Below are 25,808 nucleotides of genomic sequence, written 5' to 3'. Positions count from 1 at the left end.
TGGGATTTAGCCATTGCCGTTCATTATCATACCCTCCGGTACGTTCATTTTGTTCATAGATGCATTGTTACTTAAATGATTTCCGCTATTGCTGAATTTTTGTGACATTAGCATTATCATCCTCTAATATGAATACAAACGAATTAATCGCTCAGCTTAAAAAATTCGTTCTTATAAAATCCGGCTTGCGCAACATCGACCCGGCAAATTGTAAGACGATTTCCGAATTTATATTCAAGGAAACTAAAAATTATATCAGCGAAACCACAGTTAAAAGATTTTTTGGATTCGCTCAAACGCATCATAAATTTTCCATATTCACGCTAAATAGTTTATCACAATACATTGGGTATCCGGACTGGGGATCATTTTGTAAAGAGAAAAGAAATCAGGATGAATATGTTGATGATGTATGGTCGGACCTTAAAATCAGGTGCCGTGCGATTACAGATGTCTCTTTAATTGCGAAAAAGAACAGCTCCGGCGTTCCCTTTGAAGCCACTGCAAACAGGAGCTTTTTGTATTCGGATTTCGATTACTTTTTAAAAAACAATTATCAATTCACCACAATAAGCGCACAGCCCGGGCAGGGAAAATCCATTCTGCTTGCCCATCTAGTAGAACATTTTTTCTACGGCGAAGACGCACTCTATAAAAAAGATATTGTTTTATTGATTAATTCAGGCGTAATTTATGAAGTTATCCAGAATGATTTATCCCTCAAAGACTGGTTCTATAAAGAATTTAAGTTTTCTGGGGTCAGCGAGCTGATTACCTATTTTAAGAAAAATACAAAGGAACTTAAGGGTCGTTTCGTATTAATCGTCGATGGGATTGACCAGTTTTTATCCAAAGATTCAAATCTTAAAATTTTAACAGATTTTCTGTATGGCATCGAAGAAAATGATTTTGTTAAAATTGTGTTTGGATTAAGGGTAAATAACTGGGTAAGTATTCAACCTACCATATCCGGTTCCGCATTTTTAACAAATTCCTGGTATAAAGGCTTGTTTTTCGACTACGATCAGAATACAAACGTACCTAATTTAAATAAAGACGAGATTTATTACACGCTTTCTCATATTGAGGGCAGGAAGATTAAAGATAACGATTTACACCACGGTTTGATTAAATATTTTCAAACCCCTTTCTGGCTGCAGGTTTATTATAAACTTAAGCAAGTAAACAATAGCATCAGGCTCGATAATTATTTGCTCTGCCTGGATTTAACTGATTATTTCCTGGAATCAAAAATTTTCATATCGAACAATAGCACGGAAAAAATATATTTACTTACAAAAATAACCAATGCAATTTCTAAAGGAAATCTGCATTACAGGGTATCTAAAGAGAGTATTCTTGAACCGATAAAAAATTACACCAGCGCTTACCATGAACTCATTTATTTAGGTATTCTCATCGAAGAGAAAAGGCTGACAACAGCCAAACCGACAGAGATTGTCCGATTTCTTAATAATGATATTTATACCTATTTTCTTTTTTTTCAACTCACAGAGCGGTATAATTTCAACCCCAGTGCCCCTTTCTTTGAAGCGATCTTAACAGAATATGCCGATCGGGCTGATTTGAGAAAGTTAATGTTGAGCTGGAGCGTTCGGTTCTGCATCAAAAGAAATGAAATACAGGCATTAAAAAATATTTTCAAATTACCTTTCAGCAATGAAGAGAAAAACGATGCATTCGATTTCATATGTGATGTTGCCCTGTCGGAGTTAGAAAAAACAGGTGCCCTTTTTAACGCCCAAACCATTAATATGCACTTTATAGATATTATGGCAACTGGGCGTATAATGAGCAAAAACTATAAAGAAACGATAAAAAAGATTTCCGAAAAGGTTTTTAACGAGGATATACAACTGATACTAAATGTTATGGAATGCAGTATTTGTGTGATCGGCCTTGACAGCATTGGTGTAGCAGAAAGCTTAAATATTCTGAAAAGAAATGTAAAAAAATTAGAAGATCTTTTCCCGATTAATCCTTACGATTTAATTTTGTTCCTTTCAAACCTTTTAAACAACAAAAAAAAGAAATCGAAACCGGTTGACGACAACATTTTTACACTTTGCAGGCAACTGGAGCAATCCCTGCCACAAAAAAATGAAACCCTTACCAGCGTAGAAATTATATGTTACCGGTTAATACTTGTGGTATTGTTCTCAAATAAAAATTACGAAGAATGCAATCGTTTTATATCCGCTATTTTAAAAAAATATCCTAAAATTTTTCATTTAAGATCTTCTGTATTTCCATGTTTCTTATTGATTATCACTGCTCAAACCTACATTAAGCTTAATCAGCATAAAAAAGCCCAGAGACTCATTCAGTATATAGACATATTAATCAAAAATGAGAATACATATCTTACACCTTACATCAGAGCAACCCACACTTTAGCTAAGGGAAATTTCCTTAATCACACCAAGAATTATGAAAAAGCCTTAAAAGAGGTAGAAAAAGGCTTAGCATTGTCGAATAAACATGAATTAAATACCATTGAAATTTCGCTTAGGCTTTTACAAATAAACACATTAAAGCATGCCGGTAATATCGAGGAAATTAACCGTTCAATAAAAGATCTGATCAATTTTCTAAAGTTACATAAGCTAAGTATGCCCGATTTTGTGAACATTAACGACCCTGATTTTGATCATATGTTTAACATTTTAAAACATTACAAATAACGCTACTAAACGCAACTACCATGTAACTGTATTCCCACGGCAACCAAACCTTCCGGTGATAACTCTATATCAAAACTTACCGGAACTCCTTTTAAATTTTCAAAAAAGTTTTTCTCTAACCTGAAATGAATTTCTTGTTCATTATCATCGGTAATTATTCCCGAACCGTCCTCATTTATTGAGGTAATGGTACCTTTCCTAAGCATAAATATTAATTATAAAAATATTGCAATAATATAAATTTTCGTACGCTTAAATTGTATAATAAATAATACAATTTACAACTATTTAGATTAATTTAACTTAATTAACAATATTTAACTATTTTAATAGCGGCAACTGGTGTTAATATAATTTAATATCAAATAAATAGCCATCAAATGCCGTATTCAATTGATTTTTGAGATATACGCAATCAAAAAATCATTCAACGGTTATCTCAAATCAATTGTTCTTAATTTCAAATGCGTTAATATGACATTGTTTTAACTCACCATTCAAACGTTATCTAGAAATCAAACTCAGTACGGAGTTAACTGATACCACGAAGCAACAAATTAAATGCCCATAAGTTTTGTTTTTGCGAACCAAAAGATATTTCAAGCGAAAAAACAGAATTCCAAAACCATGCGAACAAAAAAAGGTTTACCTAAATAACCAACCTGTTAAAGAATGAAAAATCGAATTATTCCAATTATAATTTTTGCATCGACATTTTTATTTGTTAATGCTAATGCCGGAAGTTATACAAGCAGCAACTTTAAATTGAATTTACAACAAGAAACGGATTCTGTTAAGGTTGTTTTATCATCTGTTTACACAACCAATATAAAACAACTGGAACTATCAGGATTAGCCATAAAAAAGGCCAGTGGAAAGGCAAAAAATATGGCTGAAAGCTTACGTGATTATTTTATAAAAAGTAATTTAAAGCTAAGAGACTTTGCTAAACAGAAAAAAATTACATTGCCTATGACTAAACCTCAGGGCGGAATGCGTCCTGACGGCCGTATCGATTCAGCTCCGGAGAACCTGAAAGATACCAGCAGAAATGAATCAGACACAGGCGAAGCAGGGAACACTGGAAAAAAAATGCAGCCAAACATTGAGCCCGACATTACCCAATCACTTTCAAACTTCTCAAAACTTAAAGGAACCGACTTTAACAAAGCTTATTTAAACCTGGTTGCTTCAGATCTTAGCCAGTTAACTTCCCTCTACGGCACCCTTTCGGGGTCAAATGATGCTGCGCTTAGCGCATTTGCTAATAATGAGATCAAGCAATTAACTCATTTTTCTGCCCGACTAAAATAACCCGGCAAAAATTTTATTGGAATTCAGTTTCGCATCCTGATCATATATATGGGAGGTACTCATAATTTCATTCACACCGTATTTCAATACAAATGCTTCTAAATTTAATTTGATGGTATTGGCGCTTCCTATAAAGGAATAATATAACATTTGTTCAACGGCTTCCTTTTCCATTTGATTCCAATGGTCATTAATATTTTCTACCGGAGGTTTTAGTTTGCTTCTTTTACCGGTTATAACGCCCAGAAACATCTGTTTAACAGAACTGGATAACACTTCTGCCCTCTCATCGGTATCTGCTGCAACTACATTAACGCATGCCATCACATAAGGTTCATTTAAATAGGCTGATGGCTTAAAGTTATTGCGATAAATTGAAATTGCCTGTTCAAAGTATGCAGGGGCAAAATGACTTGCGAAAGCGTATGGCAACCCTTTCTCCGCAGCTAACCTGGCACTATCGGTACTTGAACCTAAAATCCAGATTGGAATCTCAAGTCCTTCACCTGGTATTGAACGAACATTCGAAGCATGGTTATTTGCTGAAAATAATTGTTGAAGTTTAGCCACATCTCCCGGAAAGTTATGCGCCGCATTAAAATTCTCGCCTCTTATTGCCATTGCAGTTACCTGGTCAGTTCCCGGCGCACGTCCTAAACCTAAATCTATCCTGCCCGGATACAAAGATGCGAGCGTACCGAACTGCTCTGCAACAATTAAAGGGGAATGATTAGGAAGCATAATTCCGCCAGAGCCGACTCTGATGGTTTTAGTCGCACCTGCTATAAAACCTATCAAAACCGGTGGTGAAGAACTTGCAACACCGGCCATATTGTGGTGTTCTGCAAACCAATACCTCGTATAACCCAATTCATCAGCTTGCTGAGCTATTTTCAAACTGGTTTTAAAAGTATCTGCAGCGGTATAACCGTCTAAAACAGTAGCCAGATCGAGAACTGAATATGGTATATTTTTTAAAATGCTTTCGGACATAACAGAAATTTATAGAGCACAAAATTATCTTTTATAAATTCATTCGAAGGTTTTCTCAGAACAAATGACGGTTTAGAAACAGTTCATGTTTTAACAAACATCATCCTTATAAAATATGTTAAAAATAATATGAAGATATTTTTAAAAATTATTATCCTTTCTATTTTCTGCTTAAACGCAAACGCACAATTTACCGACACTACAAATTACCACATCGTTTTATCATCATCAGGCTCTATCAATCGAACGAATAGCGAAAGGGTCTATCTTTTGAATAACAACTTAAATTTTGGTATCAAAAAGAAAAGCATTGTTTTAAACAGCAGTACTTCATGGCTTTATGGCAAGCAAAACAATGCTTTAAGCAACAATGATTTTTCCACGACAGTGAATTTTAATCTGTACAAAACTTTCCCTCATTTTTATTATTGGGGTTTGGTTAATTATAACACCAGTTATTCACTTAAAATAAAAAACCAGTTGCTTTCTGGTGCCGGAATTGCCTATAATTTAATTGATAAGCCAAATGCCTATGTTAATTTAAGCAATGGTGTATTATTCGATAAAAGCAGCCTGTTGGAGCTTGAAGATTATAACACACTACGAAATTCGTTAAGGTTACAATACCATTTCTTAATTAATGATATTATAACAATTGATGGGAGCCACTTTTTACAAAATTCCTATTCCAGGAAGGGTGATTATATTATTAGATCGTCAACGACCCTAGGCTTAAAAATACGGAAATGGATCAGCCTGACTACGGCTTTAAATTATAATAAACTTAACATTACGCAGCGGGAAAATCTCAATTTAACTTATGGGCTAACCATTGATAAATATTTTTAAGCTAAAATATTATTGCTCTTCGTAATGGTAGGTTAAACCGCCATCAACAAAATAAGTAGAACCTGTAACATATGCGGCGTCATCAGATGCTAAAAAGGCAACAACACCTGCTACATCTTCAACTTTACCCATCCTCCCTATCGGGATGTTTTTAATTACTTTTTGCAATTGTTTTTTATCCGATAAAAGTTCCTGATTTATTGGCGTTGATATGGCCCCCGGCGCAACATTATTTACACGAATACCCAGTGGTGCAAGTTCTGTCGCCAGATTCCTGGTTAACATTTTTAATCCACCTTTGCTAACGCAATAAGCTGCAAAATGTGGAAATACAATTTCCTCATGCACTGAACTCATATTGACAACCACACCAGCACGTTTTTCCTTTTTACAGTATTTAGAAAATTCCTGGATTCCAAAAAAGATACCCTTCAGGTTCGTATCCATAACCGTATCGTAATCTTTCTCTTTAACTTCTAAAAAATCAGATTTAATTTCGAGTCCGGCATTATTAACTAAAATATCAAGCCCGCCAAAAGCAGTCACGGCTTCTTTAACGAGTCTGATGACGGCTTTGACATCACTGACATCAGCAGTTATAAACTTTGCTTTTCGCCCCATTTCTTCAATCTCCGCAATAAGCTTCTCACCTCTATCATCAAATTTGTGTCCGTTGAGGATAATGTCAGCACCTTCCCTTGCCAAACGAAGGGCACAAGCGGCACCAATTCCCTGGCTGCTGCCGGTTATTAAAGCGACTTTATTTTTAAACCTATCCATAAACCTGAGTTTATAGAATAAGCTAAAAATTGTTGGAAATGTTTTAATTTATTAGAATTGGCAGGAAAATTAAACGAAATTGTAATCAGCAGGGAAATCGCTTTTAACTTTTCTTTTACAATTCTGCCTCTTTCTGCACATGCCTAAGCATTATGTTTGCCACAGAAGCACGAAAAGACGAAAAAACTTTAATCTCCTCCGTGATTTCTGTGCTTCCGTGGCTAATTAATTTTTATAAATATTTTAAAAGCAATTCCCTGTTGTAATTATCCAAAACAAAGGAAACCTTCAATAAAAGTTTTGCGGCTAATCATTTCAAGGTAAGGATAATCACCCGAAATTTGTTTCCTTATTCTCATTCTATAAAGAAAATGACCGCCCAAATCTACTATGATTGGCGCCTTTGCGCAAAACCACACGGCATGAGGTTGTTTCCAGCAAAAATGATAAAAGTTTGAGGTCATGCTTAAGCCTTTAAGCTCCGGGTGCTGGAAATTCAAAACCTTTGGCGCAGCATCGCCATTCAAAATAGCTGCTTTGCGAACCATAGATAAATGGTCGCTGTTTCTAAATTCGTAACCATCTAAACTTGGGTTTTCAGGATCGGGCAGGTTCTTCAGAATTTTAAATCCTTTGAACTTTTTGCCATTGAGTATCCAAATCATTTTTGAATAAAAACCTTCCCGACTCTTCATTTCAGTAAGGCTAATCGGCGAATTCTGAAATTCTATTACCGTTCCGCAAGGTGTAAAAACATCTGCACGATGCAACTCCCCGGTGGTTTGGCAACAAAAACTTTTCTCCCGATAATCTAGGGGAAAAGCTTTTTTCCAGTTTCTGTGCCAGATACTTTCTTTGTAATATTTCTCCGGAAACCGAAGCTGTGGCAGATTTAGCGATGCTTCAGTTGAGCCTATGTCAATGATTTTTTCACCCCTATTATTCATTTCCCTTAAAAATGTTCACCACATTGGTTTTCCATTTTATGTAACCAAGATTACCACAAGTATAGGCAACGAAATTTTCAACTTCCTCAGGCACATCGTTTACAACACGAAAACGGATGGTATATTTAGGATTATAGCTTATGTAAATAACCAGGTCGTCTTTTGGTTGCCCTACAGATAACATCGCCTGCAAATGAATATCCTGTAATTCTGCTGCCGCCTGTTTTAAGCGTTCATTCATTATTTTGGAAAGCGAGATATCCGGAACAAAATCAGTTTCTGTAATAGCAAGTACCGTAACCGTCATAAATTATCTTCAATTAATCTTCGTAGCAAACAACAGTATCATTAATTAAACTACTGTTAGAACGGCAAAAATATACTAATATTTTTAGCAAGCAAATAATTGGAAAAGAATTTTCGTCGTTTAAAGTTAACTTACTGCTGATTAATGAAATAAATTTGTTTAAAAAGACTGGGCTTATAACTCTGAATTCGCAAATTATTTAATGCTTGCCGAATTATTATGCTCAATGTCATCTGGTTCTAACGTCAATAGCTGTGTTTCCTGTTCAATCATTTTTCCAGTCTTCACATCATAACCAAATGGATTATCGTAAACGTTGCCCTCTCCTTTGGGGTTGTCGCCGTAATCATTCTGACCATAGTCTCCTGTACCGAACATCATTACAAATCCATAAAACGGTATCAATTGCCACCAGCCTGATTTCCCTAAATCATGGCAACGTTTTGCCCCCTGAGATACCAGAAGATACAATGGTAACAGTAATATAATGCCTATCCAGTCTACACCTTTTTCATTAAAAATAAGGACAAAGAAATAGCAAATCATGTAAAGTAAGTAGGTGAGGCCAAATTCAGTACGACGAATTCGACCATAAAATGAGAAAGGATCTTTAAACATGAGCGACGTTTTTAAATGGTTCTCCTAAAACAAATTAAGGTATTTTTTTTTGCTTCTAAACACCCCAATTATTATAAATGTAAATATAGATTTGGATGAATCTAACATTTGAAAAGTTAATCAACAACAATTAAACATCGAAAAAAGAATTGAATTTTATATATTCAAAGTCTTAACTTAATATTAACCAGCCTTGTCGATTCCGCATACTGAACAAGAATTTAAGATTTATGCTTTGAATGAACAAGCTGTCACGCTTGTTTTCGGACATGAAATTCATGGAACTACAGCATCCAAAATCAGTAATTTCGGTCGTTTGCTGAACAGCAAACCCTTTATGGGCTTTACTAACAGCGTCCCTGCTTACACAACATTAAGTATTTTTTACGATGTACTGCGGGTAATGAAAAGTGATTTGCCTGGAGAAAATGGTTTTGATAAAGTTTCAAATTATTTAAAATCTCTCAAAAGCAACAATCAGAACGATGTTTCCGATGCCTCAAAGCTAATTACTTTGCCGGTTTATTATGGCGGGGAATACGGTCCGGATTTAGAAGAGGTATCAGGTATAACGAACTTTTCTATTGAAGAGCTTATCAATCTGCATTGCGCTGCCACTTATAAGGTTTACATGATTGGCTTTGTGCCGGGCTTCGCTTATTTAGGCGGAATGGATGAACGGCTGGCTTCGCCAAGAAAATTAAAACCCAGAGCAGCAGTTCCGGCAGGAAGTGTGGGCATCGCCGGAAAGCAAACAGGCGTTTATCCTTTGGAAACACCCGGTGGATGGCAGATTATCGGACAAACACCATTAAAAATGTTCGATGCAAACCGTCCACAGCCATCACTGTTGAAGGCGGGCGATGAAGTAAAATTCCAATCCCTTAGCTTGCAGGAATTTAATGACTTAAGGCGATGATGGAAATTAGCTTTTCAAAACCAGGCATACTAACTACCGTTCAGGATAATGGAAGGAAAAATTACCTGGATCAGGCTGTTCCCCTTTCCGGAACGCTCGACAATTTATCCGCCAGGATTGCAAATATTGCTATCGGAAACCATGAGGATGTTGCAAGCCTGGAATTTACTTATGCGGCGGCAGAATTCCGGGCCGAAACTGATATTTTGATCGCTTACGCCGGCGATGGTGCATTTTTAATAGCAAATGGCCTTAAACTCCCTTCAGAGCGGCCGGTGTTTCTCCCGGCAGGTACAATAATAAAACTGATTAATAATCCTGAAGGTGCAACAACTTATCTGTCCATAGCCGGTGGTTTTGATTTACCCGAGGCTCTGGAAAGTAAAAGCACCTATTTACTCGGTAATTTTGGGGGCTTAGATGGGAGAAGTTTAAAAACCGGCGACCGTTTATTCAATGCAGAAAATATCAGTTCCTTATCTCAAAGTATTATCAAAAGTTTAAAAGGCACGCAGATTTCCTGGCCCTCCTGGTACATTCCCCGCTCCTACTTCTTACCCGCTGACAGAAACACAATACGCATTTTCCCTGCCGAAGAATTTACATGGTTCAACAGCGATTCAATAATTAATTTTCTTTCGAAAGATTTTTCTGTTGGCTTAAATAGCAACCGTATGGGCATTCAAATTTCAGGGAATAAAATCTCCAGAAGAAAGCAAGATGAACTCTTAAGTACGGCGGTTTGCCCGGGCACAATCCAGGTTACCGGAGCTGGTGAAATGATTCTGCTGATGGCCGATTGCCAGACTACGGGAGGTTATCCGAGAATCGGACAGGTTGCAGCGGTCGATTTGCCCTTATGTGCACAGTTAAAGCCAAACGACAGCCTACGCTTTACCGAAATCAGCAGGGATGATGCAGAAATCCTGTATATTGCTCAAGAAAAAGAGTTAGAAAAGTTTAAACTCGCTATAGAAAGTAAATTTTAAAGCTAAAATCATTCTTCATGCAAAGTATCGACCTAAATTGTGACATGGGCGAAGCGTTTGGTAACTACCAGATGCCAAATGATGAAATTTTAATGGATTACATATCATCGGTAAATATAGCCTGCGGTTTCCATGCCGGCGACCCCAACGTTATGCAGCGAACAGTAAATCTGGCAATCAAAAAAGGTGTGGCTATCGGCGCACACCCTGGCCTACCCGATTTACAAGGATTCGGCCGTCGGAACATGAAGATAAGCCCGAACGAAGCGTATCAAATTACACTTTATCAAATTGGTTCCCTTTATGGCTTTGTTAAAGCTGCCGGCGGAAAACTCAATCATGTGAAACCGCATGGCGCTTTATACAATATGGCTGCATCCGATGCTTCATTGGCGAAAGCCATCGCCCAGGCAATTTTTGATTTCGATTCGACTTTAATACTGTATGCTTTAGCCAAAAGCGAAATGGTAAATACCGCTGAAAACTTAGGTTTAGTCTCAGCATCAGAGGTATTTGCAGACCGTACTTATCAGCCCAATGGTCAGCTTACACCGAGAACTGAAGAAAATGCAATGATTATCGATGAAAAACTAGCAATTGAACAAGTTTTATTGATGGTAAGAAACAAACAGGTTATTGCTACAGACAATCAAAAAATAGATCTGAAAGCAGAAACACTATGCCTGCATGGAGATGGCTTACATGCGGTAGAATTTGCAAAAGCAATTTCTGAAAAACTAAAATTTGAAGGCATATCAATTCGGGCACCAAGAAAATGAAGAAAAAATACAATTGGAGCGTCTTAATTGGTGCCGCATTTTTAATGGCTTCATCAGCCATCGGACCTGGTTTTTTAACTCAAACAGCGGTTTTTACAGAGCAATTAGGCGCCAGCTTCGCATTTGTAATTTTACTATCGATCTTACTCGATGCAATCGCCCAATTAAACATCTGGCGAATCATAGCGGTTGCTGATAAGCCAGCTCAGGACATTGCAAACAAGGTTTTTCCGGGTTTAGGCTATTTTCTTTCCTTCCTGGTTTTCTTAGGCGGATTGGCTTTTAACATAGGAAACATCGCCGGTGCCGGTTTGGGTTTAAATGTTTTATTTGGAATAAGCGTTGCGCAAGGTGCGGTGATCAGTGCAATTATAGCAATCGGTATATTTGTATATAAAGAAGCCGGAAAAGCAATGGATGCTTTCGCAAAAACCATGGGCATTCTAAAAATTTTTCTTGCTTTGTTTATTGCCTGGATTAGCAACCCGCCATTAGCAGAAGCAGCCATTCGCGCTGTCAATCCAACACAATTTAGTTTTACGGCCGTCCTTACAATTGTTGGCGGTACCGTTGGCGGTTATATTACCTTTTCGGGAGCACATCGTTTACTTGATGCCAGGCAGACCGGTATGGAGAACCTACCGGCAGTAAACAAAGGTGCCTTAAGTGCGATAGGTTTGGCGTCCATCATGCGCCTGCTGTTATTTATTGCCGCCCTGGGCGTCGTAAGTACTGGTGCACATTTGGACCCCGCTAACCCTGCAGCATCTGTATTTAAACTGGCAAGCGGTCAGTTTGGTTATAAGGTTTTCGGCGTTGTTATCTGGGCGGCAGGAATTTCATCCGTTGTGGGCTCTGCATATACCTCCGTTTCTTTTATTAAGAGTTTTCATCCGCTTATCCTAAAATATAACCGGGAAATAATCATCGCTTTTATTCTAATTTCCTGCTTAATATTTGTGCTGATTGGCAAACCCATAAAGGTTTTATTGGCTGTAGGCGCCATAAATGGCTTAATTTTACCAATAGCCTTGGGCGTCATGCTGGTAGCTGCCTATCGAACCAAAATCATTTCAAGCTATAAACAACCGCTTTGGCTAACCATTGCCGGCAGTGCCGTTGTTATAACGATGATTTGGATGGGCTACGGCACAATTATGCAAATGTTAAATCCTTAATTTTTTTGAATTAATAATGAAATCATCCATTAAATTCCTGTCATCATTACTGCTTATCAGTTCAGGTTTATTCGCCCAAACTGTTCATAATCCAGCCATAGAAACCGGTGTTTCCCTGTCATTGGCAAAGTCGCGCAAGGCGATGATTGATAACATTCAATACAAACTTCATTTCACCATACCGGCAGATAAAAGCACAGAGATTGTTGCCACTGAAGAAATCAGATTCGATTTAAAAGATGTACCATCCTTGCTTCAACTGGATTTTAAGCAAGATGCAAAGCACATTAAAACCATTGTCGTTAACGGCAAAACAAGCGACATTACGCTACGGCAAGAACATTTAATCATCGAAAAAAAATACCTGCAGAAATCTTCTAATAAAATTGACATTCAATTTATTGCTGGTAATGAATCGCTTAATAGAAACCCCGATTATTTGTATACTTTGTTCGTGCCAGACCATGCCCGAACGGTTTTTCCTTGTTTCGACCAACCCGATTTAAAAGCGCAGTTTCTTTTGAGTTTAACGGTACCCAAGGAATGGAAGGTACTTGCAAATGGTTCAAAAAAAGATTCGGTGTCGACAAATTTAAGCACAACATACCGTTTCGCTAAATCAGATAAATTACCAACCTATCTTTTTTCATTTGCTGCAGGCCGGTTTAGTACCTTAAAGCAAAACACCGGCAATCGTACTATGGAATTTCTTCACAGGGAAACGGATGCCAAAAAAATCAAACTGAGCGTAGATTCAGTGTTTATTGCACATAAAGAAGCAATTGAGTTTTTAGAAAACTGGACTAACATTCCCTTTCCGTTTCAAAAGGTTGGTTTCATTGCCATTCCCGATTTTCAGTTTGGTGGCATGGAACATCCGGGTGAAGTTCAATATAAATCATCATCCTTGTTTTTAGATGAAGGCGCTACCCGCGACCAGTTTATTTCACGCTCAAATCTTATATCTCATGAAACGGCACACATGTGGTTTGGAGATTTAGTCACCATGAAGTGGTTTAACGACGTTTGGATGAAGGAAGTTTTCGCAAACTTTATGGCGGATAAGGTAACAGAAAAACTAATGGGAAAGAACACCTTCGATCTTAAATTTCTTCAGGACCATTACCCTGCCGCATACGGTGTGGACAGAACAGCAGGCGCAAATCCCATTCGCCAGCAACTGGATAATTTGCAGGATGCAGGTTCCATGTATGGTAACATTATTTACCATAAAGCGCCGGTTATGATGCGGCAACTGGAGCAGCTCATGGGGAAGGACAACTTTCAGAAAGGCATTAGGGAATACCTGAAAAAATACGGTTATGGTAATGCCGACTGGAACGAACTCATTTCGATTCTAAGTAAATACAGCAAAATTGATTTATACGAATGGAATAAGGTTTGGGTGAATTTGCCTGGGCGTCCGGTTTTTGATTACCAGGTTAGCTACAATGGAAATAAAATTAGCAGCTTCAGCATTTCACAGCAGCCCGAAAGCGGAAATGCCAGAGTTTGGCCGCAAATATTCAGTGTGAAACTTTTTTATCCTGATCATAGCAAAACAATTTCTGTTAATATTAAAGGTACTTCTATCGATTTATTAGAAGCTAAAAATTTAGAGAAGCCTTCATTTATCCTGTTCAATGCAGATGGAGCAGGTTATGGATTGTTCCCTGAAGATAAAATGATGTTGGAAAATTTCGATAAGCTGGATAACCCACTAGAAAGGGCATCTGTATATATAAATGCTTATGAAAGTACGCTGGCAGGCAAATATTTAACGCCACCGCAACTCTTAAATTTTTTGATCAGAATTTTACCAGTTGAAAAAAATGAAATGAATTTGCGTTTGGTTACCGGCTACATCAATAACCTGTATTGGACTTTTACCAACCCGAAAAATCGTTTGGCGATGAGTACAATTCTCGAAAATGCACTATGGAAGGCCATGGAACAACAAACTGCATCGAATAACAAGAAAATCCTTTTTAACTCTTATCAAAATATTTACTTAAGCGACTCAGCTGCTAAAAACATTTATAAAATTTGGGAAACGCAAAAAGCTCCGGCAGGTGTAAAACTGATTGACGAAGATTACACCAGTTTAGCATTATCAATTGCCTTGAAATCGGATACGGCTAAAAGCGTCTTAAAACAGCAATTACAGCGAATTACAAACATCGACCGCAAAAACCGCCTGATTTTTTTAATGCCGGCACTTTCTCCGGTTCAGGCAGAAAGAGATGGTTTTTTCTACAGTTTAAAGGAACGTAAAAACAGGGCGAAAGAAGCCTTTGTAACCACCGCATTGGCTTACCTGCACCATCCGTTAAGGCAAAGTACATCTGTTAAATATTTACCCGAAAGCCTGCAGCTTTTAGAAGAAATACAGCAAACAGGCGATATATTTTTTCCTCAGTCCTGGCTATCGGCCATATTCGGAAGTTACCAAGCACCAGAAGCAAAAAAAATCGTAACTGATTTTTTAGATAAGCAACCCAATTACAATCCAAAACTAAAGGATAAAATTCTGCAGTCGACCGATAATTTATTCAGAGCGCAGGCCTTGTTAAAGGAATAAGTTTACTCCCTTAACCAGCTTTTTTGAATGGTCCTTTGTAGTGGACTTAGGTTGGGTTTACGTGTAATTTCGAAACTTGTGTCCCTTTTTGTACCTAAGATTACCGGAACCTGAACGGTTCCCTTTGAATTCAAAATCTCAAGTTTCACAAGGTCACCATCTTTATAATCTTTATTTATAGAATTGAGTAAGTCGACTGTTGCAGGTTTATCATTAATTTTCGAAATCACAGCATTTCTCCTTACCCCCTCAAGCCATGCAGGCGACATCCATTCCACATCATGCACGGTCAAAATTTTGTTTTGCATACTGGCTTTTACACCCAACCATCCGCCAGGCATTGGTTTTGGACTTACATCAATCGCCAATCCTGCATAATCAAAGTATTTAGTATAGTCTGGTGTAGTTAGGGTATAAACGTAGCTGAAAAACTCATCGAGTTTTGTTCCGGCAATGCCTTCACAAACAATTTTAAATTCAGCTTCCGTATAGCCTCTGTTAAGCTTTTTATAATAATCGAAGTATAACTTACGCATTACATCATCCAGGGTTTTTGCGTTTTTTGTTTCATGCCTGATTTTAAAATCGAGCATCATCGCTAAAATTGGCCCCTTCTCATAATATGAAATGGTTTTATTAACCTCCTCCTCTTTTCTACCGAAAGGGCCATCACTCCAGGTATCGTAGCTTGCCTGGCTAACGGTTTGAAAATACCTTCCAGGCGAGTTTTCATAAGATTGTATTGTATTGCTAAAATTTTTAAAAATGTCTTCGCTACTTTCCAATCCCGCCCACCTCAACAACATTTCATCGTAATAGGTGGTTACCCCTTCTGCAACCCATAACATATTTGTTTTACTGCCATTGTCATAATCAAAAGGCCCTAACTCAATTGGTCTGATTCGTTTAGCGTTGTAGTGATGAAAGTATTCGTGACCTAAAAAGCTTAAAACACTTCTCCTGCCATCGACTGTATTCAAGGCATCGCTTCCGGAAAAGGAAACCGCACTGGAATTGATGTGTTCGATACCACCGCGACCAGGGCCAATACCAATAAAGGTGTAGTTTTTAAAAGGAACATCACCAATTACCTTCACAGCAGCTTCAACAACTTTTTTCAAATCAGCGATGAAAGCTGCTTTATCAAAATCGCCCAGTTTATACCCGATAAAATAATGTGGAACACCCTTAACGGTGAAGCTTGGAAGTTCCTCCAGCTTGCCAATTAAAATCGGGCTGTCATATAACACATCAAAATCTTCCGCATAAAAGGTGAACGATTCATTGTTCATTTTCGTCAGGCCTGTAGCTACTCTATCCCATCCGGTGTAGGGTATTATCCGAACTGTAGCCGGTGTATTTATTTTATTAGCCACATGTAAAAACGTTCCGGGTGGTGCAATAAAACCGTGATCGGATGTCAAAAAATTTGTAGCCACAAAAGAACGGCTGGTCTTTACACCATAGCTAATTTTTAAGGCGCTGGAATTTGCATTATATACCCGCCAGGTATTGTGGTTCGCACGTTCCCATTTTACGCTTTTTCCTGTTAAATCCGTAACCTTTAAATCCATAACATCGCTGGCGTAATCCATAATCTGGTAGTATCCAGGCATCCAAACCGGAATTTTAAAATCCGTTTGCTTAGTTTCCAATCCGCTACAGTTTAGTTGTACCTGATATATTCCTGAAGCAGGATTTTCCATCGATACCGTAAAATCCATCTTTAAATTTGCTGCATTTGCTTGAGCAGCAGATAAGGCAAAAAAGAGTAAAAACGTTAGTCTGGAGAACAACGATTTTTGAAGGGATTTAAATATGCGCATGGTATAAACAGGTTTGATGGCAGTAATATTACAGAAACGATGTATTATTGCTGCAAACTAAACAAATATGGCATATATTCAAATTCCTTTTCATCAGCTTCATCAAAAGCCCTGGTACCCGCCCATAACGAATAGAAAATTTACCGCTTCTTTGCGCTTTAATGAGGCGCTCATTGCCTCGGCGTTCTTTTTCCCTGTCACCTGCTTCAGTAAAACAATAAGATGCAAGAAAAAAAGGAAATCTCCACGCTATGCTACATTGGTGAACCCGACGAAGCTGATAGAAAGTATTAATTGCAGTCGCTGAAGTGGAGGCCGCTGCCTATTGATTAACTGATTTTAGCTCAGGCGCTGGCAAGATTAAGATGAATAAATTGGAAATCGCTTAAGTATCAATGGCAAAAACAATCCGGATTATATACTGGCCACCTTTACATAGCAATGTTGCGACAAAAACAGCCCTTTTACAGGGCAATTTGCAGGAAAGGGCATCCGGGAAATTAATACCATTTAATTAAAACCAGTAAGCCATCATGGTAATCTGAATTAGGAAACTATTCAAATGAATCCGTTTCATTGTTCAGGTGCTCCAAAAGTCCTTTTAATAAATTTTCTCTTTCTTTTAAATCAGGTTGGTTTTCCTGGATTACCTGAAAATCGGTCTGCTCTTTTAAACGTTTTGACGGCTGGAAATAACTTGAAAAATCGAATGTGTTTATCATGTCTTTTAGTTTTCGTTCAAATAAAAGACAAGTAAGTTTAAATTTTGTTTTGCTTAAATTTTGTTACAACAGTTAAAATACGCTTTCTAATTTTTTTCAACTGAAAACGAAGTACTTACACTTTTTTTATTAGCACAGCTGATTAATGCTGGAGGAAGCCCTTAATTTTGCATCATGGCAAATCAAAACATCAGCAAATTATTGCAAAACAAAATAGAACTTCTTAAGGCAGAAGTAGAAAACGCAAAGGTTGAACTTCAAAAATGGCAAACCATAGAAGAAGAATACAATCAAAATCCCGAAAAATTCGAGTTGATGGCTACATTGCTTTTAGGCGAAAATGCCGACCAGAAAAAGGCAAGAAAGAAAGCTTAAACGGCTTTACCGGTAAAGCGAAGAACCGCAAAATTTACAGAACAAAGCATCCTGTTCATGTCCTTCCCGACCACAGGAAGGGCATGCTTCCGGGAGCTCCTTTTTCTGTTTCGCAGCCAATGCAATGTCATGGGTAATAATTCCAGTTGGAACCGCGATGATGGCGTAACCGATTAACATCACCACCGACGCCACAAACTTACCTATCGGGGTAACCGGCGAAATATCTCCATAACCTACTGTGGTAATGGTCACAATGGCCCAATAAATACTTTCAGGAATATTCGAGAAGCCGTTTTCCTTTTGCTCCACCAGGTACATAATTGAACCTAAAATAACGGTAAGCGTTAATACTGTTAGCAGAAATATACTTATTTTACGAACACTGCCCTTTAAAGCCGTAGTCAGGAAATTTATCTCGGTAAGGAAAGTTCCGAGTTTAAATATTCTGAAAACCCTTAATAAGCGCAATGCCCTAAACACCAACAAGGCCTGTGCACCGGGAATAAAAATGCTAAGGTAAGATGGTATGAGCGATATTAAATCGATTAAGCCTAAAAAACTAAAAACAAAGCGCCAGGGCTTCCTGATGCTAAATAATCGTAAAAAATATTCGACAGTAAAGAGTGCCGTAAAAACCCATTCCAGCGTATAAAACAAATCTCCGTAATGCTTATGAATGCTCAGCACGCTATCGAGCATAACAACGATGATACTCGCAAAAATTGCAAATAAGAGCGCTACATCAAATGCTTTACCGGCTTTTGTATTCGATTCGTAAATAATTTCGTGCAACCTGAATCGCCGCTGCTCTAGGTTTGATGTAGCCATTTTGAAACTTAGACTTTAGCACACAACAAACAGAATGGTGGTTTGTGTTTATTAGCAATTAAATTGGGCAAGTTAAATTAAAAATCTAATGCTATACCTAATCTCTATAAGGTTATAAATTTTTAGATTTGAATTCAATAATTTATAAATACAGCGGTTTTATATTTGTACGAGTTGAAAATTCGCACCAGCACGATTCAATGAATCGCAATCCGCTCATAACAACTAACTATGATTAAACTAATAACTTTACTGGCAGCAAGCATTATCTACCTAAATACCAATGCACAACAAACAGAATACCAGTTAGATTCGGTTATTACCGCACACCTGAATAAGAAATTAAAAAGCAAGTTATATCAACTAAAAGACTCAAATAATTTGTACAGCTTTGCTATCAAGATAGAGTTAACAAGGCTAAATAGTAAGGCTGTTAGAATAGATTCAATATCAACGAATGATAAAATAATGTCAAAGTTATTATTTGGCGATATTAATGAACTGAGGACAATTAATTGGAACTCATACTTAAGATCTGATAAGAAGCTAAAGATAGTTAAACCGGTTTCAATTCAGATTGGTCAAAAAACACATCATAATTTAACTACCAGTGATTTGTTTAATTTGAGCTGTAGATTGTTTTATATTGGCAGTCGGGGTTCAGACAAAATATCGGCTTTTAATACTATAATTCTTCCTCCATTTGTAACTTCTTTTGATCTCAAAATTTATGATTGATTTTTTTACTGTCGCATAAAACTTTTTTTGACTTCTAGTTCAGCTTGTTCAAATTAGATTACGGTAGTGGCGTTAGTGAAAAACGCCCTGGCTAGCGCGAGCTTGTAGCTCGTATCCAGATTAGCTTAAATTATATCAATTTCTGAGGGATATATTCAAAAAACTAAAACCAGCTAAATAAAATAAGCTTTCTTAAAGAAAGAGATTACAATTTTCTAAAATTGAACAATGGCTTTTTTATATTGGTATGAGTTAAAAACTCGCACCAGCGCTCACTTCTAAACTTAAACTCGTTTAATAAAAAAAGCCCGTTGCTTTTGCAATGGGCTAAATGGCGTGGGCTAAGGGTTTAAAAACAATGATTTAAGTCGTCGTTATATAAATCCCTGTAATCCACAATTTAAATAAGATTAACGAATAAAAATTGTATTAGTTACGCTTTTGAATTTCCTTAACACATTTTAAAAAAGGTCAAGAAAAAAGTCGGTTAATACGATAGACGATGCTACCTTCTATTACGCCTTTCCTGTGTCAAATGTATTTGATTGCATCGATAATTACAAATCTAATTTCCATTCCGTTTTTATAGGCATGGCATTTTAAATTTATAGGATTACAGGGTCCATTCCGGGCGCTCGTAATGACAGGTATAGCCATAAGGATTTTTCTGCAGGTAATCCTGGTGTTCTTCTTCTGCATTCCAGAAATCGCCTGCCGGTACCACTTCTGTTACAATTGTACCCGGCCACTTGCCCGAAGCTTCCATTTCCGAAATTAATGCGGTAGCGGTATCCCGTTGTTCCTCATTCAAATAAAAGATGGCAGAGCGGTATGATGCACCAACATCATTACCCTGGCGGTTTTTTGTTGTCGGGTTGTGTATCTGGAAGAAATATTCCAGTAACTTTCTATAGGACATTACCGAAGGGTCGAATGTGATTTCTATGCCTTCGGCATGTGTGCCGTGGTTTCTATAAGTTGCATTCGGAACATCACCACCAGTATAACCAACCACTGTTGAAATGATACCTGGTTGCTGGCGGAAAAGTTCTTCCACGCCCCAAAAACAACCGCCTGCAAGAGTGGCTTTTTCTGTATTCATATATTTTATTTTGAAAGATTAAAGTTAATCAGATTACACTTTTTAAAGGCAACGCTATTGTAAATTAATTTATAGGAGCCAGTATAAAATTATCCTATTATGCTACCTATTTTCCGGTGCGATTGTTTTTCAAAATAAATTAAAAAAAAATAAAGTAATTTTTGAATTCATTCGTCTACACCTGTAAATCTTCCCGCAATAACTATCGGAAGGCAAAAACCAAAAATATGATTTCTGTATTTAAAACGAATGTGCAATCTGAAGTTGAACTGCACAAATTGAAGCCAAACTTAAATTTGCCAGATGTGAACTGGAACATAGACCTGCATGACAGTGATAGGATTTTAAGAATAGATTCTCAGGAGAATGTGAACGAAATTATCATTTCACTTTTTAAAAAAATGGGTTTTAAGTGTACTGTGCTCGAAGTTTTTTATGCGCCACCGTTTTAACAACCTTGAGCTCTGAATTGATACAGAATTTTTCTCTTATAAAACTTGCACAATAAGTTTACGAACAATACCTTTGTTTCCGAGAGCGTTAATTTAGATAAATGGGCGTACGACTTAGGTTGTATGCTCATTTTTTTTGTTCTGAATTTCGGATAACAAAAAAGGACGGCCTTAGCCATCCTTTAAATTTTGAAAAAAACCTCACTAATTCCAACCACCACCCAATGCGTGGTAAATATTCACTACGGCATTCAGCTGTTGTTTTTTGGTTTCAATTAATTCTAATTTCGATTGTAAGGCATCTCTTTGCGTCATTAATACTTCGAAATAATCTGCCCTTGCCGATTTGAATAAATCATTAGAAATGTCTATCGATTGGGTAAGTGCTGAAACCTGTTTCGATTTTAAATCGTAACTTTTTTGAAGGTTGCTAATGTTCGATAACTGGTTGGCCACTTCGATATAACCGTTTAAAATCGTTTTCTCATAGTTAAAAACGGCTTGCAATTGTTTTGCGTTTGCTGTTAAATAGGCTGCTTTAATTGCATTACGATTAATCAGCGGTCCTGCTAAATCTCCAGCCAGTGAATAGGCTAAAGACTCTGGTGTTCTTAACAGGTAAGATGGATTAAATGCCTGGTAACCAATTGTAGCAGAAATGCCTAAAGAAGGATAAAATTGTGCCTTTGCCACTTTTACATCTAACCTGGCGGCTGCCAAATCGTATTCTGCCTGTTTTATATCCGGGCGGTTAGCCAGTAACTGCGATGGTAAACCAACCTGCACCCTTGGCGGAACCAGATCGGTAAAACTGGTTTTATCCCTTTGAATGGCTTGAGAATAGCGGCCTAACAAAAAGTTAATCTGATTCTCACTTTCTGTAATGTTTTGTTCAATATCGAATTCTAAACTTTTAGAATTCAATACCTCAGCTTCAAATTTTCTCACCGCCAGCTCCGTTACCCGTGTTGCCTGTTTTTGAATCTTCATCAATTCCAGCGCATTACTCTGCAAAGCAATAGTCTGTTTTACAATAGCCAGTTGATTATCGTAAGCCAGCAATTCGTAATAGGAATTGGCAACCTCGGCAACCAGATTGGTGATGACAAAATTCCTGCCTTCAACCGTAGACAGATAACGGCTTACAGCCGCTTTTTTCGAATTGCGTAGTTTGTGCCAGATGTCGGCCTCCCAATTGGCCTGCAAGCCGAAAGCGTAATCGGGTAAAACATCAGGCACTTCCCTCCCGGGTGTAATATCTGTAGAGGCATCACCCGCACCAGAACTGGTATAACGACCCACTTTTTCTAAGCCGGCACCTACCTTATAGCCAACACTTGGCAACAGTTCGCCTTTTCTGGCCTTGATTTCATTCTTAGCGATTTCGATTTCCTGCAAGGTTACATTCAGCTCCTGGTTGTTTTTCAAAGCGGTATCAATCAAACTAACCAGGTTGGGGTCGGTAAAAAACTGGCGCCATTGCACTTTACCTGTATTTGTGCTGTCCTGCGCGTTGCTAAAAGCCACAGGCACATTTTTATTTTCATTACGTTGGGCAAATTCAGGTACTTTACAAGCTGAATATGCGGCGCATATCATCGCCAAGCCCAGGTATTTATAAATATTATTTCTAAACATTATCTTCTATTTCTTCAGTTAAAGGATGTTCTTCTTCAATTTTAATCAGCTGATGTTTTGCCGCAATCGTTCCGAATATGTAGTACAAGCCGGGAATAATAATCACCCCGAAAATGGTTCCGAAAAGCATGCCACCAGCAGCAGCCGATCCAATCGTTCTGTTGCCTATTTTCCCGGGGCCGCTTGCAATCATCAATGGAATTAAACCTGCAATAAAAGCAAAGGAGGTCATTAAAATTGGCCGGAAACGTACGCTCGCGCCTTCCATAGCCGCTTTTAAAACGCTCGCCCCTTGCGCATGCCTTTGCGTAGCGAACTCTACAATTAACACCGCATTTTTACCCAGCAAACCGATGAGCATAACCATGGCAACCTGCGCATAAATGTTATTCTCCAAACCCAAAAGCTTTAAGAAAAGGAATGCACCGAAAATACCCACAGGTAAAGAAAGAATTACGGACAGTGGTAAAATGAAACTTTCATATTGTGCCGCCAGAACCAGGTAAACAAAGCCTAAGCAGATCAAAAAGATATAAATCGCCTCGTTTCCTCTCGAAACCTCATCTTTAGAAATACCCGCCCAATCGATACCGAAACCCCTGGGTAAAGTTTTCTTAGCGACTTCGGTAATTGCCGCGATCGCTTCTCCGGAGCTATAACCGGCAGCAGACTGTCCGCTGATTTCAGATGCATTATACATGTTATGCCTTGTTATTTCTGAAAGACCATATACTTTCTCCATCTTCATAAAGGCCGAGAAAGGAACCATTTCATCCTTATCATTTTTGACGGACAATTTCAGGATGTCTTCAGGCAGGGCCCGGTACTGCGGCAGGGCCTGTACCATAACTTTGTATTGTCTGTCATATTTTATGAAACTGGTTTCATAATTACTACCCACAAAGGTGGAAAGCGTATTCATGGCATTGTCAATCGTTACCCCTTTTTGCTGTGCGATGTCGTTATCTATGTTTAACATATATTGAGGAAAACTCGCACTGTAAAAGGTAAATACCGACGACAATTCTTTGCGCTTGTTGAGCTCGCGAACAAAATCGTTCGCAACAGTTTCCATCTTTTTATAGTCGCCACTACCAGCCTTATCTAATAAACGGAGTTCGAAACCGCCTGCGGCGCCATAACCAGGAACGGCCGGTGGCTGGAAAAATTCGATTGTAGCGCCGGGAATTGATTTTGATTTCTGTTCGAGTTCTTCGATAATTTCTACCGCAGAACTTTTGCGCTCGTCCCAATCCTTTAAGTTAATTAAACAGGTACCGGAGTTTGAGCCTGTACCTTCAGTTAAAATTTCATAACCCGCTAAGGATGATACCGATCTGACACCGTCAACGCCTTCGCACATCTTTTGTAGTTTCTCTGCAATCTGGTCGGTACGCTCTAATGTCGAACCCGGCGGCGTTTGAATAATGGCATAAACCATGCCCTGATCCTCATTTGGAATAAAGCCCGACGGCACAGTTCCACTCAATCCCCAGATGCCTAAACAGAATAAAATTAGTACACCAAACGTTACCAACCTGCGGCTGACCACTTTGGTTAGAACGCTTTCATATTTACCGGAAAGTTTAGCAAAACCCCTGTTAAAGCCATCGAGAAACTTATCTATAATTGTTTTCTTTTGAGCATGACCATGGTTGTTTTTCAACATGATGGCGCACAATGCCGGGGTGAGTGTTAGCGCGACAATACCCGAAAGAATAATGGCTGTGGCCATGGTGATGGAGAACTGGCGGTAGAAAATACCAACAGGTCCGGACATAAACGTTACCGGAATAAATACGGAAGCCATTAAGAACGTTATCGCGATAATCGCTCCGCTGATTTCCTTCATTGCTTCCTGGGTGGCCCGAAGGACCGACATTTTCCGGTCATGTTCCATCTTAGCGTGGACAGCCTCAATTACAACGATCGCATCATCTACAACAACACCAATTGCAAGAACCAACGCAAACAGCGTAATCAGGTTTAACGTTATCCCGAAGAACGACATAAATACAAACGTTCCGATTAGGGATACAGGAACGGCAATGGCCGGAATAACGGTCGAACGCCAGTCGCCCAGGAATAGAAATACAACCAAACCGACCAGGATAAAAGCTTCTACAAGGGTATGTATTACTTTTTCTATCGATGCATCGAGGAATTTCGAAACATCATAACTTACTTCGTAATCCAAACCTTTAGGAAAGGAACTGGCTTTAATCTCAGCCATTTTTGCTTTCACATCTTTAATAACCTGGCTTGCATTACTTCCATACGATTGCTTCAACACAATTGCAGCCGAAGCCTTTCCGTTTAATGTGGAATATAAATTATAAGCAGCCGCACTAAAATCAACATCGGCAACATCCTTTAAGCGCAGCATTTCGCCATTTGCGTTGGCCCTTAAAACAATATTCTCATAACCTTCTTTTGTATTAAAACGACCTGAATATTTTAAAACATATTCAAAAGCCTGTGATCGTTTCCCGGAACTTTCGCCTGTCTTTCCTGGCGAAGCTTCTAAACTTTGCTCATCGAGGGCTTTCATTACCTCATCAACAGAAATTTTGTATGCCTGCATGCGGTCGGGTTTTAACCAGATGCGCATGGCATAATCCCGGTCGCCAAGAATATCGGCAAAACCGACCCCATCAATCCTTTTCAATTCAGAAAGTAAATTGATATCGGCAAAGTTGTAGAGGAAATTTTGATTCATTTTGGGATCTTTACTATACAAATTGATGTACATCAACATGTTAGATTCCTCACGGGTGATTTTTACGCCCTCACGAACCACTAAAGGCGGCAATTTATTGGTTACCGCGGCCACACGGTTCTGCACATTCAGAGAGGCTTGGTTGGGATCAGTACCCAGGTTAAATACAACCTGAATGGACGCTTCACCGTCATTACCCGCATCCGATGCAATGTATTTCATTCCCGGTACACCGTTCAGGGCACGCTCGAGTGGAATTACGACTGATTTTATTAATAATTCGTTGTTCGCACCCGGATACTCGGCCGTAATGTTAACCTTGGGAGGAGAAATTGAGGGAAATTGTGTAACTGGCAGGTAGCTGATGGCCAGCACGCCTAAAAACACAATTACAAGCGATATAACGATAGAAAGGACTGGCCTTTGTATGAATTTGCTAAACATAA

General features: G+C 38.3%; 23 protein-coding genes. 11 read left to right on the top strand and 12 right to left on the bottom strand.

The window, feature by feature from the left end; translation table 11 throughout:
* Positions 1–128: 128 nt before the first annotated feature.
* A complete protein-coding gene (locus ASF92_RS16405; RefSeq protein WP_056095660.1) occupies positions 129–2,705 on the top strand; it encodes a hypothetical protein in 2,577 nt (858 codons plus the stop codon).
* A gap of 5 nt (positions 2,706–2,710) precedes the next feature.
* Here ASF92_RS16405 and ASF92_RS16400 read toward each other — a convergent pair whose 3' ends face one another.
* Entirely contained in the window at positions 2,711–2,911 is a 201-nt protein-coding gene (locus ASF92_RS16400; protein WP_056095657.1) for a hypothetical protein, read from the bottom strand.
* A gap of 466 nt (positions 2,912–3,377) precedes the next feature.
* Between ASF92_RS16400 and ASF92_RS16395 the strand changes: the two genes are divergently transcribed.
* Positions 3,378–4,019, top strand: a complete 642-nt coding sequence (locus ASF92_RS16395; protein WP_056095655.1) for a hypothetical protein — start codon at positions 3,378–3,380, stop codon at positions 4,017–4,019.
* On the opposite strand, the gene ASF92_RS16390 is transcribed toward ASF92_RS16395, so the two are convergent.
* The gene (locus ASF92_RS16390) at positions 4,011–5,012 is read right to left on the bottom strand and encodes an LLM class flavin-dependent oxidoreductase (protein WP_056095652.1); all 1,002 of its coding nucleotides are present in this window, start codon (positions 5,010–5,012) and stop codon (positions 4,011–4,013) included. The two genes, ASF92_RS16395 and ASF92_RS16390, sit on opposite strands and share 9 nt — an antisense overlap.
* Before the next feature lie 129 nt (positions 5,013–5,141).
* On the opposite strand from ASF92_RS16390, the gene ASF92_RS16385 reads away from it, so the two are divergent.
* On the top strand, positions 5,142–5,861 hold the full coding sequence (locus ASF92_RS16385; RefSeq protein WP_056095649.1) for a DUF481 domain-containing protein: 720 nt from the start codon (positions 5,142–5,144) through the stop codon (positions 5,859–5,861).
* 9 nt (positions 5,862–5,870) lie between these two features.
* Here the strand turns inward: ASF92_RS16385 and ASF92_RS16380 are convergent, their stop codons facing one another.
* From ASF92_RS16380 to ASF92_RS16365, 4 genes are all read right to left on the bottom strand, one after another.
* Positions 5,871–6,641, bottom strand: coding sequence for an SDR family NAD(P)-dependent oxidoreductase (locus ASF92_RS16380; protein ID WP_056095646.1), 771 nt, complete (start codon positions 6,639–6,641; stop codon positions 5,871–5,873).
* Positions 6,642–6,907: 266 nt separating this feature from the next.
* Positions 6,908–7,588 carry a hypothetical protein gene (locus tag ASF92_RS16375; protein WP_056095643.1) on the bottom strand — a complete coding sequence of 227 codons (681 nt, stop codon included), beginning with the start codon at positions 7,586–7,588 and terminating at the stop codon, positions 6,908–6,910.
* Positions 7,581–7,895 carry a hypothetical protein gene (locus tag ASF92_RS16370; RefSeq protein WP_056095640.1) on the bottom strand — a complete coding sequence of 105 codons (315 nt, stop codon included), beginning with the start codon at positions 7,893–7,895 and terminating at the stop codon, positions 7,581–7,583. The genes ASF92_RS16375 and ASF92_RS16370 overlap by 8 nt, the downstream gene beginning before the upstream one ends.
* Positions 7,896–8,090: 195 nt before the next feature.
* Positions 8,091–8,513 (bottom strand): DUF805 domain-containing protein, encoded by a 423-nt coding sequence (locus ASF92_RS16365; protein WP_082489595.1) that lies wholly within the window; start codon positions 8,511–8,513, stop codon positions 8,091–8,093.
* Positions 8,514–8,706: 193 nt separating this feature from the next.
* Between ASF92_RS16365 and pxpB the strand changes: the two genes are divergently transcribed.
* The 5 genes from pxpB to ASF92_RS16340 are packed head-to-tail and all read left to right on the top strand — an operon-like array spanning position 8,707 to position 14,959.
* Complete coding sequence (pxpB, locus tag ASF92_RS16360; RefSeq protein ID WP_056095637.1) at positions 8,707–9,432, top strand: 5-oxoprolinase subunit PxpB; 726 nt, start codon at positions 8,707–8,709, stop codon at positions 9,430–9,432.
* A complete protein-coding gene (locus tag ASF92_RS16355) occupies positions 9,429–10,421 on the top strand; it encodes a biotin-dependent carboxyltransferase family protein (RefSeq protein WP_231729846.1) in 993 nt (330 codons plus the stop codon). Before pxpB ends, ASF92_RS16355 begins: the two co-directional genes overlap by 4 nt.
* A gap of 17 nt (positions 10,422–10,438) precedes the next feature.
* The gene (locus ASF92_RS16350; protein WP_056095634.1) at positions 10,439–11,200 is read left to right on the top strand and encodes a LamB/YcsF family protein; all 762 of its coding nucleotides are present in this window, start codon (positions 10,439–10,441) and stop codon (positions 11,198–11,200) included.
* Entirely contained in the window at positions 11,197–12,378 is a 1,182-nt protein-coding gene (locus tag ASF92_RS16345) for an NRAMP family divalent metal transporter (protein WP_056095631.1), read from the top strand. Before ASF92_RS16350 ends, ASF92_RS16345 begins: the two co-directional genes overlap by 4 nt.
* Positions 12,379–12,394: 16 nt before the next feature.
* Positions 12,395–14,959 carry a M1 family aminopeptidase gene (locus ASF92_RS16340; protein WP_056095629.1) on the top strand — a complete coding sequence of 855 codons (2,565 nt, stop codon included), beginning with the start codon at positions 12,395–12,397 and terminating at the stop codon, positions 14,957–14,959.
* 2 nt (positions 14,960–14,961) lie between these two features.
* Here ASF92_RS16340 and ASF92_RS16335 read toward each other — a convergent pair whose 3' ends face one another.
* Positions 14,962–16,785: a M61 family metallopeptidase gene (locus ASF92_RS16335; protein ID WP_056095626.1), complete on the bottom strand. Its 1,824-nt coding sequence runs from the start codon at positions 16,783–16,785 to the stop codon at positions 14,962–14,964.
* Positions 16,786–17,339: 554 nt separating this feature from the next.
* Positions 17,340–17,507: a hypothetical protein gene (locus ASF92_RS21085; protein ID WP_157263948.1), complete on the bottom strand. Its 168-nt coding sequence runs from the start codon at positions 17,505–17,507 to the stop codon at positions 17,340–17,342.
* A 174-nt stretch (positions 17,508–17,681) separates the two neighbouring features.
* On the opposite strand from ASF92_RS21085, the gene ASF92_RS16330 reads away from it, so the two are divergent.
* Positions 17,682–17,882, top strand: coding sequence for a hypothetical protein (locus ASF92_RS16330; RefSeq protein ID WP_056095623.1), 201 nt, complete (start codon positions 17,682–17,684; stop codon positions 17,880–17,882).
* Between the two features lie 6 nt (positions 17,883–17,888).
* Here the strand turns inward: ASF92_RS16330 and ASF92_RS16325 are convergent, their stop codons facing one another.
* Positions 17,889–18,713, bottom strand: coding sequence for an ion transporter (locus tag ASF92_RS16325; RefSeq protein ID WP_056095620.1), 825 nt, complete (start codon positions 18,711–18,713; stop codon positions 17,889–17,891).
* A gap of 231 nt (positions 18,714–18,944) precedes the next feature.
* On the opposite strand from ASF92_RS16325, the gene ASF92_RS16320 reads away from it, so the two are divergent.
* On the top strand, positions 18,945–19,451 hold the full coding sequence (locus ASF92_RS16320; RefSeq protein ID WP_056095617.1) for a hypothetical protein: 507 nt from the start codon (positions 18,945–18,947) through the stop codon (positions 19,449–19,451).
* Positions 19,452–20,064: 613 nt separating this feature from the next.
* On the opposite strand, the gene msrA is transcribed toward ASF92_RS16320, so the two are convergent.
* Complete coding sequence (msrA, locus tag ASF92_RS16315; protein ID WP_056095614.1) at positions 20,065–20,553, bottom strand: peptide-methionine (S)-S-oxide reductase MsrA; 489 nt, start codon at positions 20,551–20,553, stop codon at positions 20,065–20,067.
* 227 nt (positions 20,554–20,780) lie between these two features.
* Between msrA and ASF92_RS16310 the strand changes: the two genes are divergently transcribed.
* Positions 20,781–21,005 (top strand): hypothetical protein, encoded by a 225-nt coding sequence (locus tag ASF92_RS16310; RefSeq protein ID WP_157263946.1) that lies wholly within the window; start codon positions 20,781–20,783, stop codon positions 21,003–21,005.
* A gap of 204 nt (positions 21,006–21,209) precedes the next feature.
* On the opposite strand, the gene ASF92_RS16305 is transcribed toward ASF92_RS16310, so the two are convergent.
* Positions 21,210–22,643 carry a TolC family protein gene (locus ASF92_RS16305; protein WP_056095608.1) on the bottom strand — a complete coding sequence of 478 codons (1,434 nt, stop codon included), beginning with the start codon at positions 22,641–22,643 and terminating at the stop codon, positions 21,210–21,212.
* Positions 22,636–25,806 (bottom strand): efflux RND transporter permease subunit, encoded by a 3,171-nt coding sequence (locus tag ASF92_RS16300; RefSeq protein ID WP_056095603.1) that lies wholly within the window; start codon positions 25,804–25,806, stop codon positions 22,636–22,638. Before ASF92_RS16300 ends, ASF92_RS16305 begins: the two co-directional genes overlap by 8 nt.
* Between the last annotated feature and the right edge of the window lie 2 nt (positions 25,807–25,808).

Source organism: Pedobacter sp. Leaf176, assembly GCF_001424305.1.
Lineage (GTDB): Bacteria > Bacteroidota > Bacteroidia > Sphingobacteriales > Sphingobacteriaceae > Pedobacter.
This window is presented reverse-complemented; position numbering and strand designations above follow the sequence as displayed.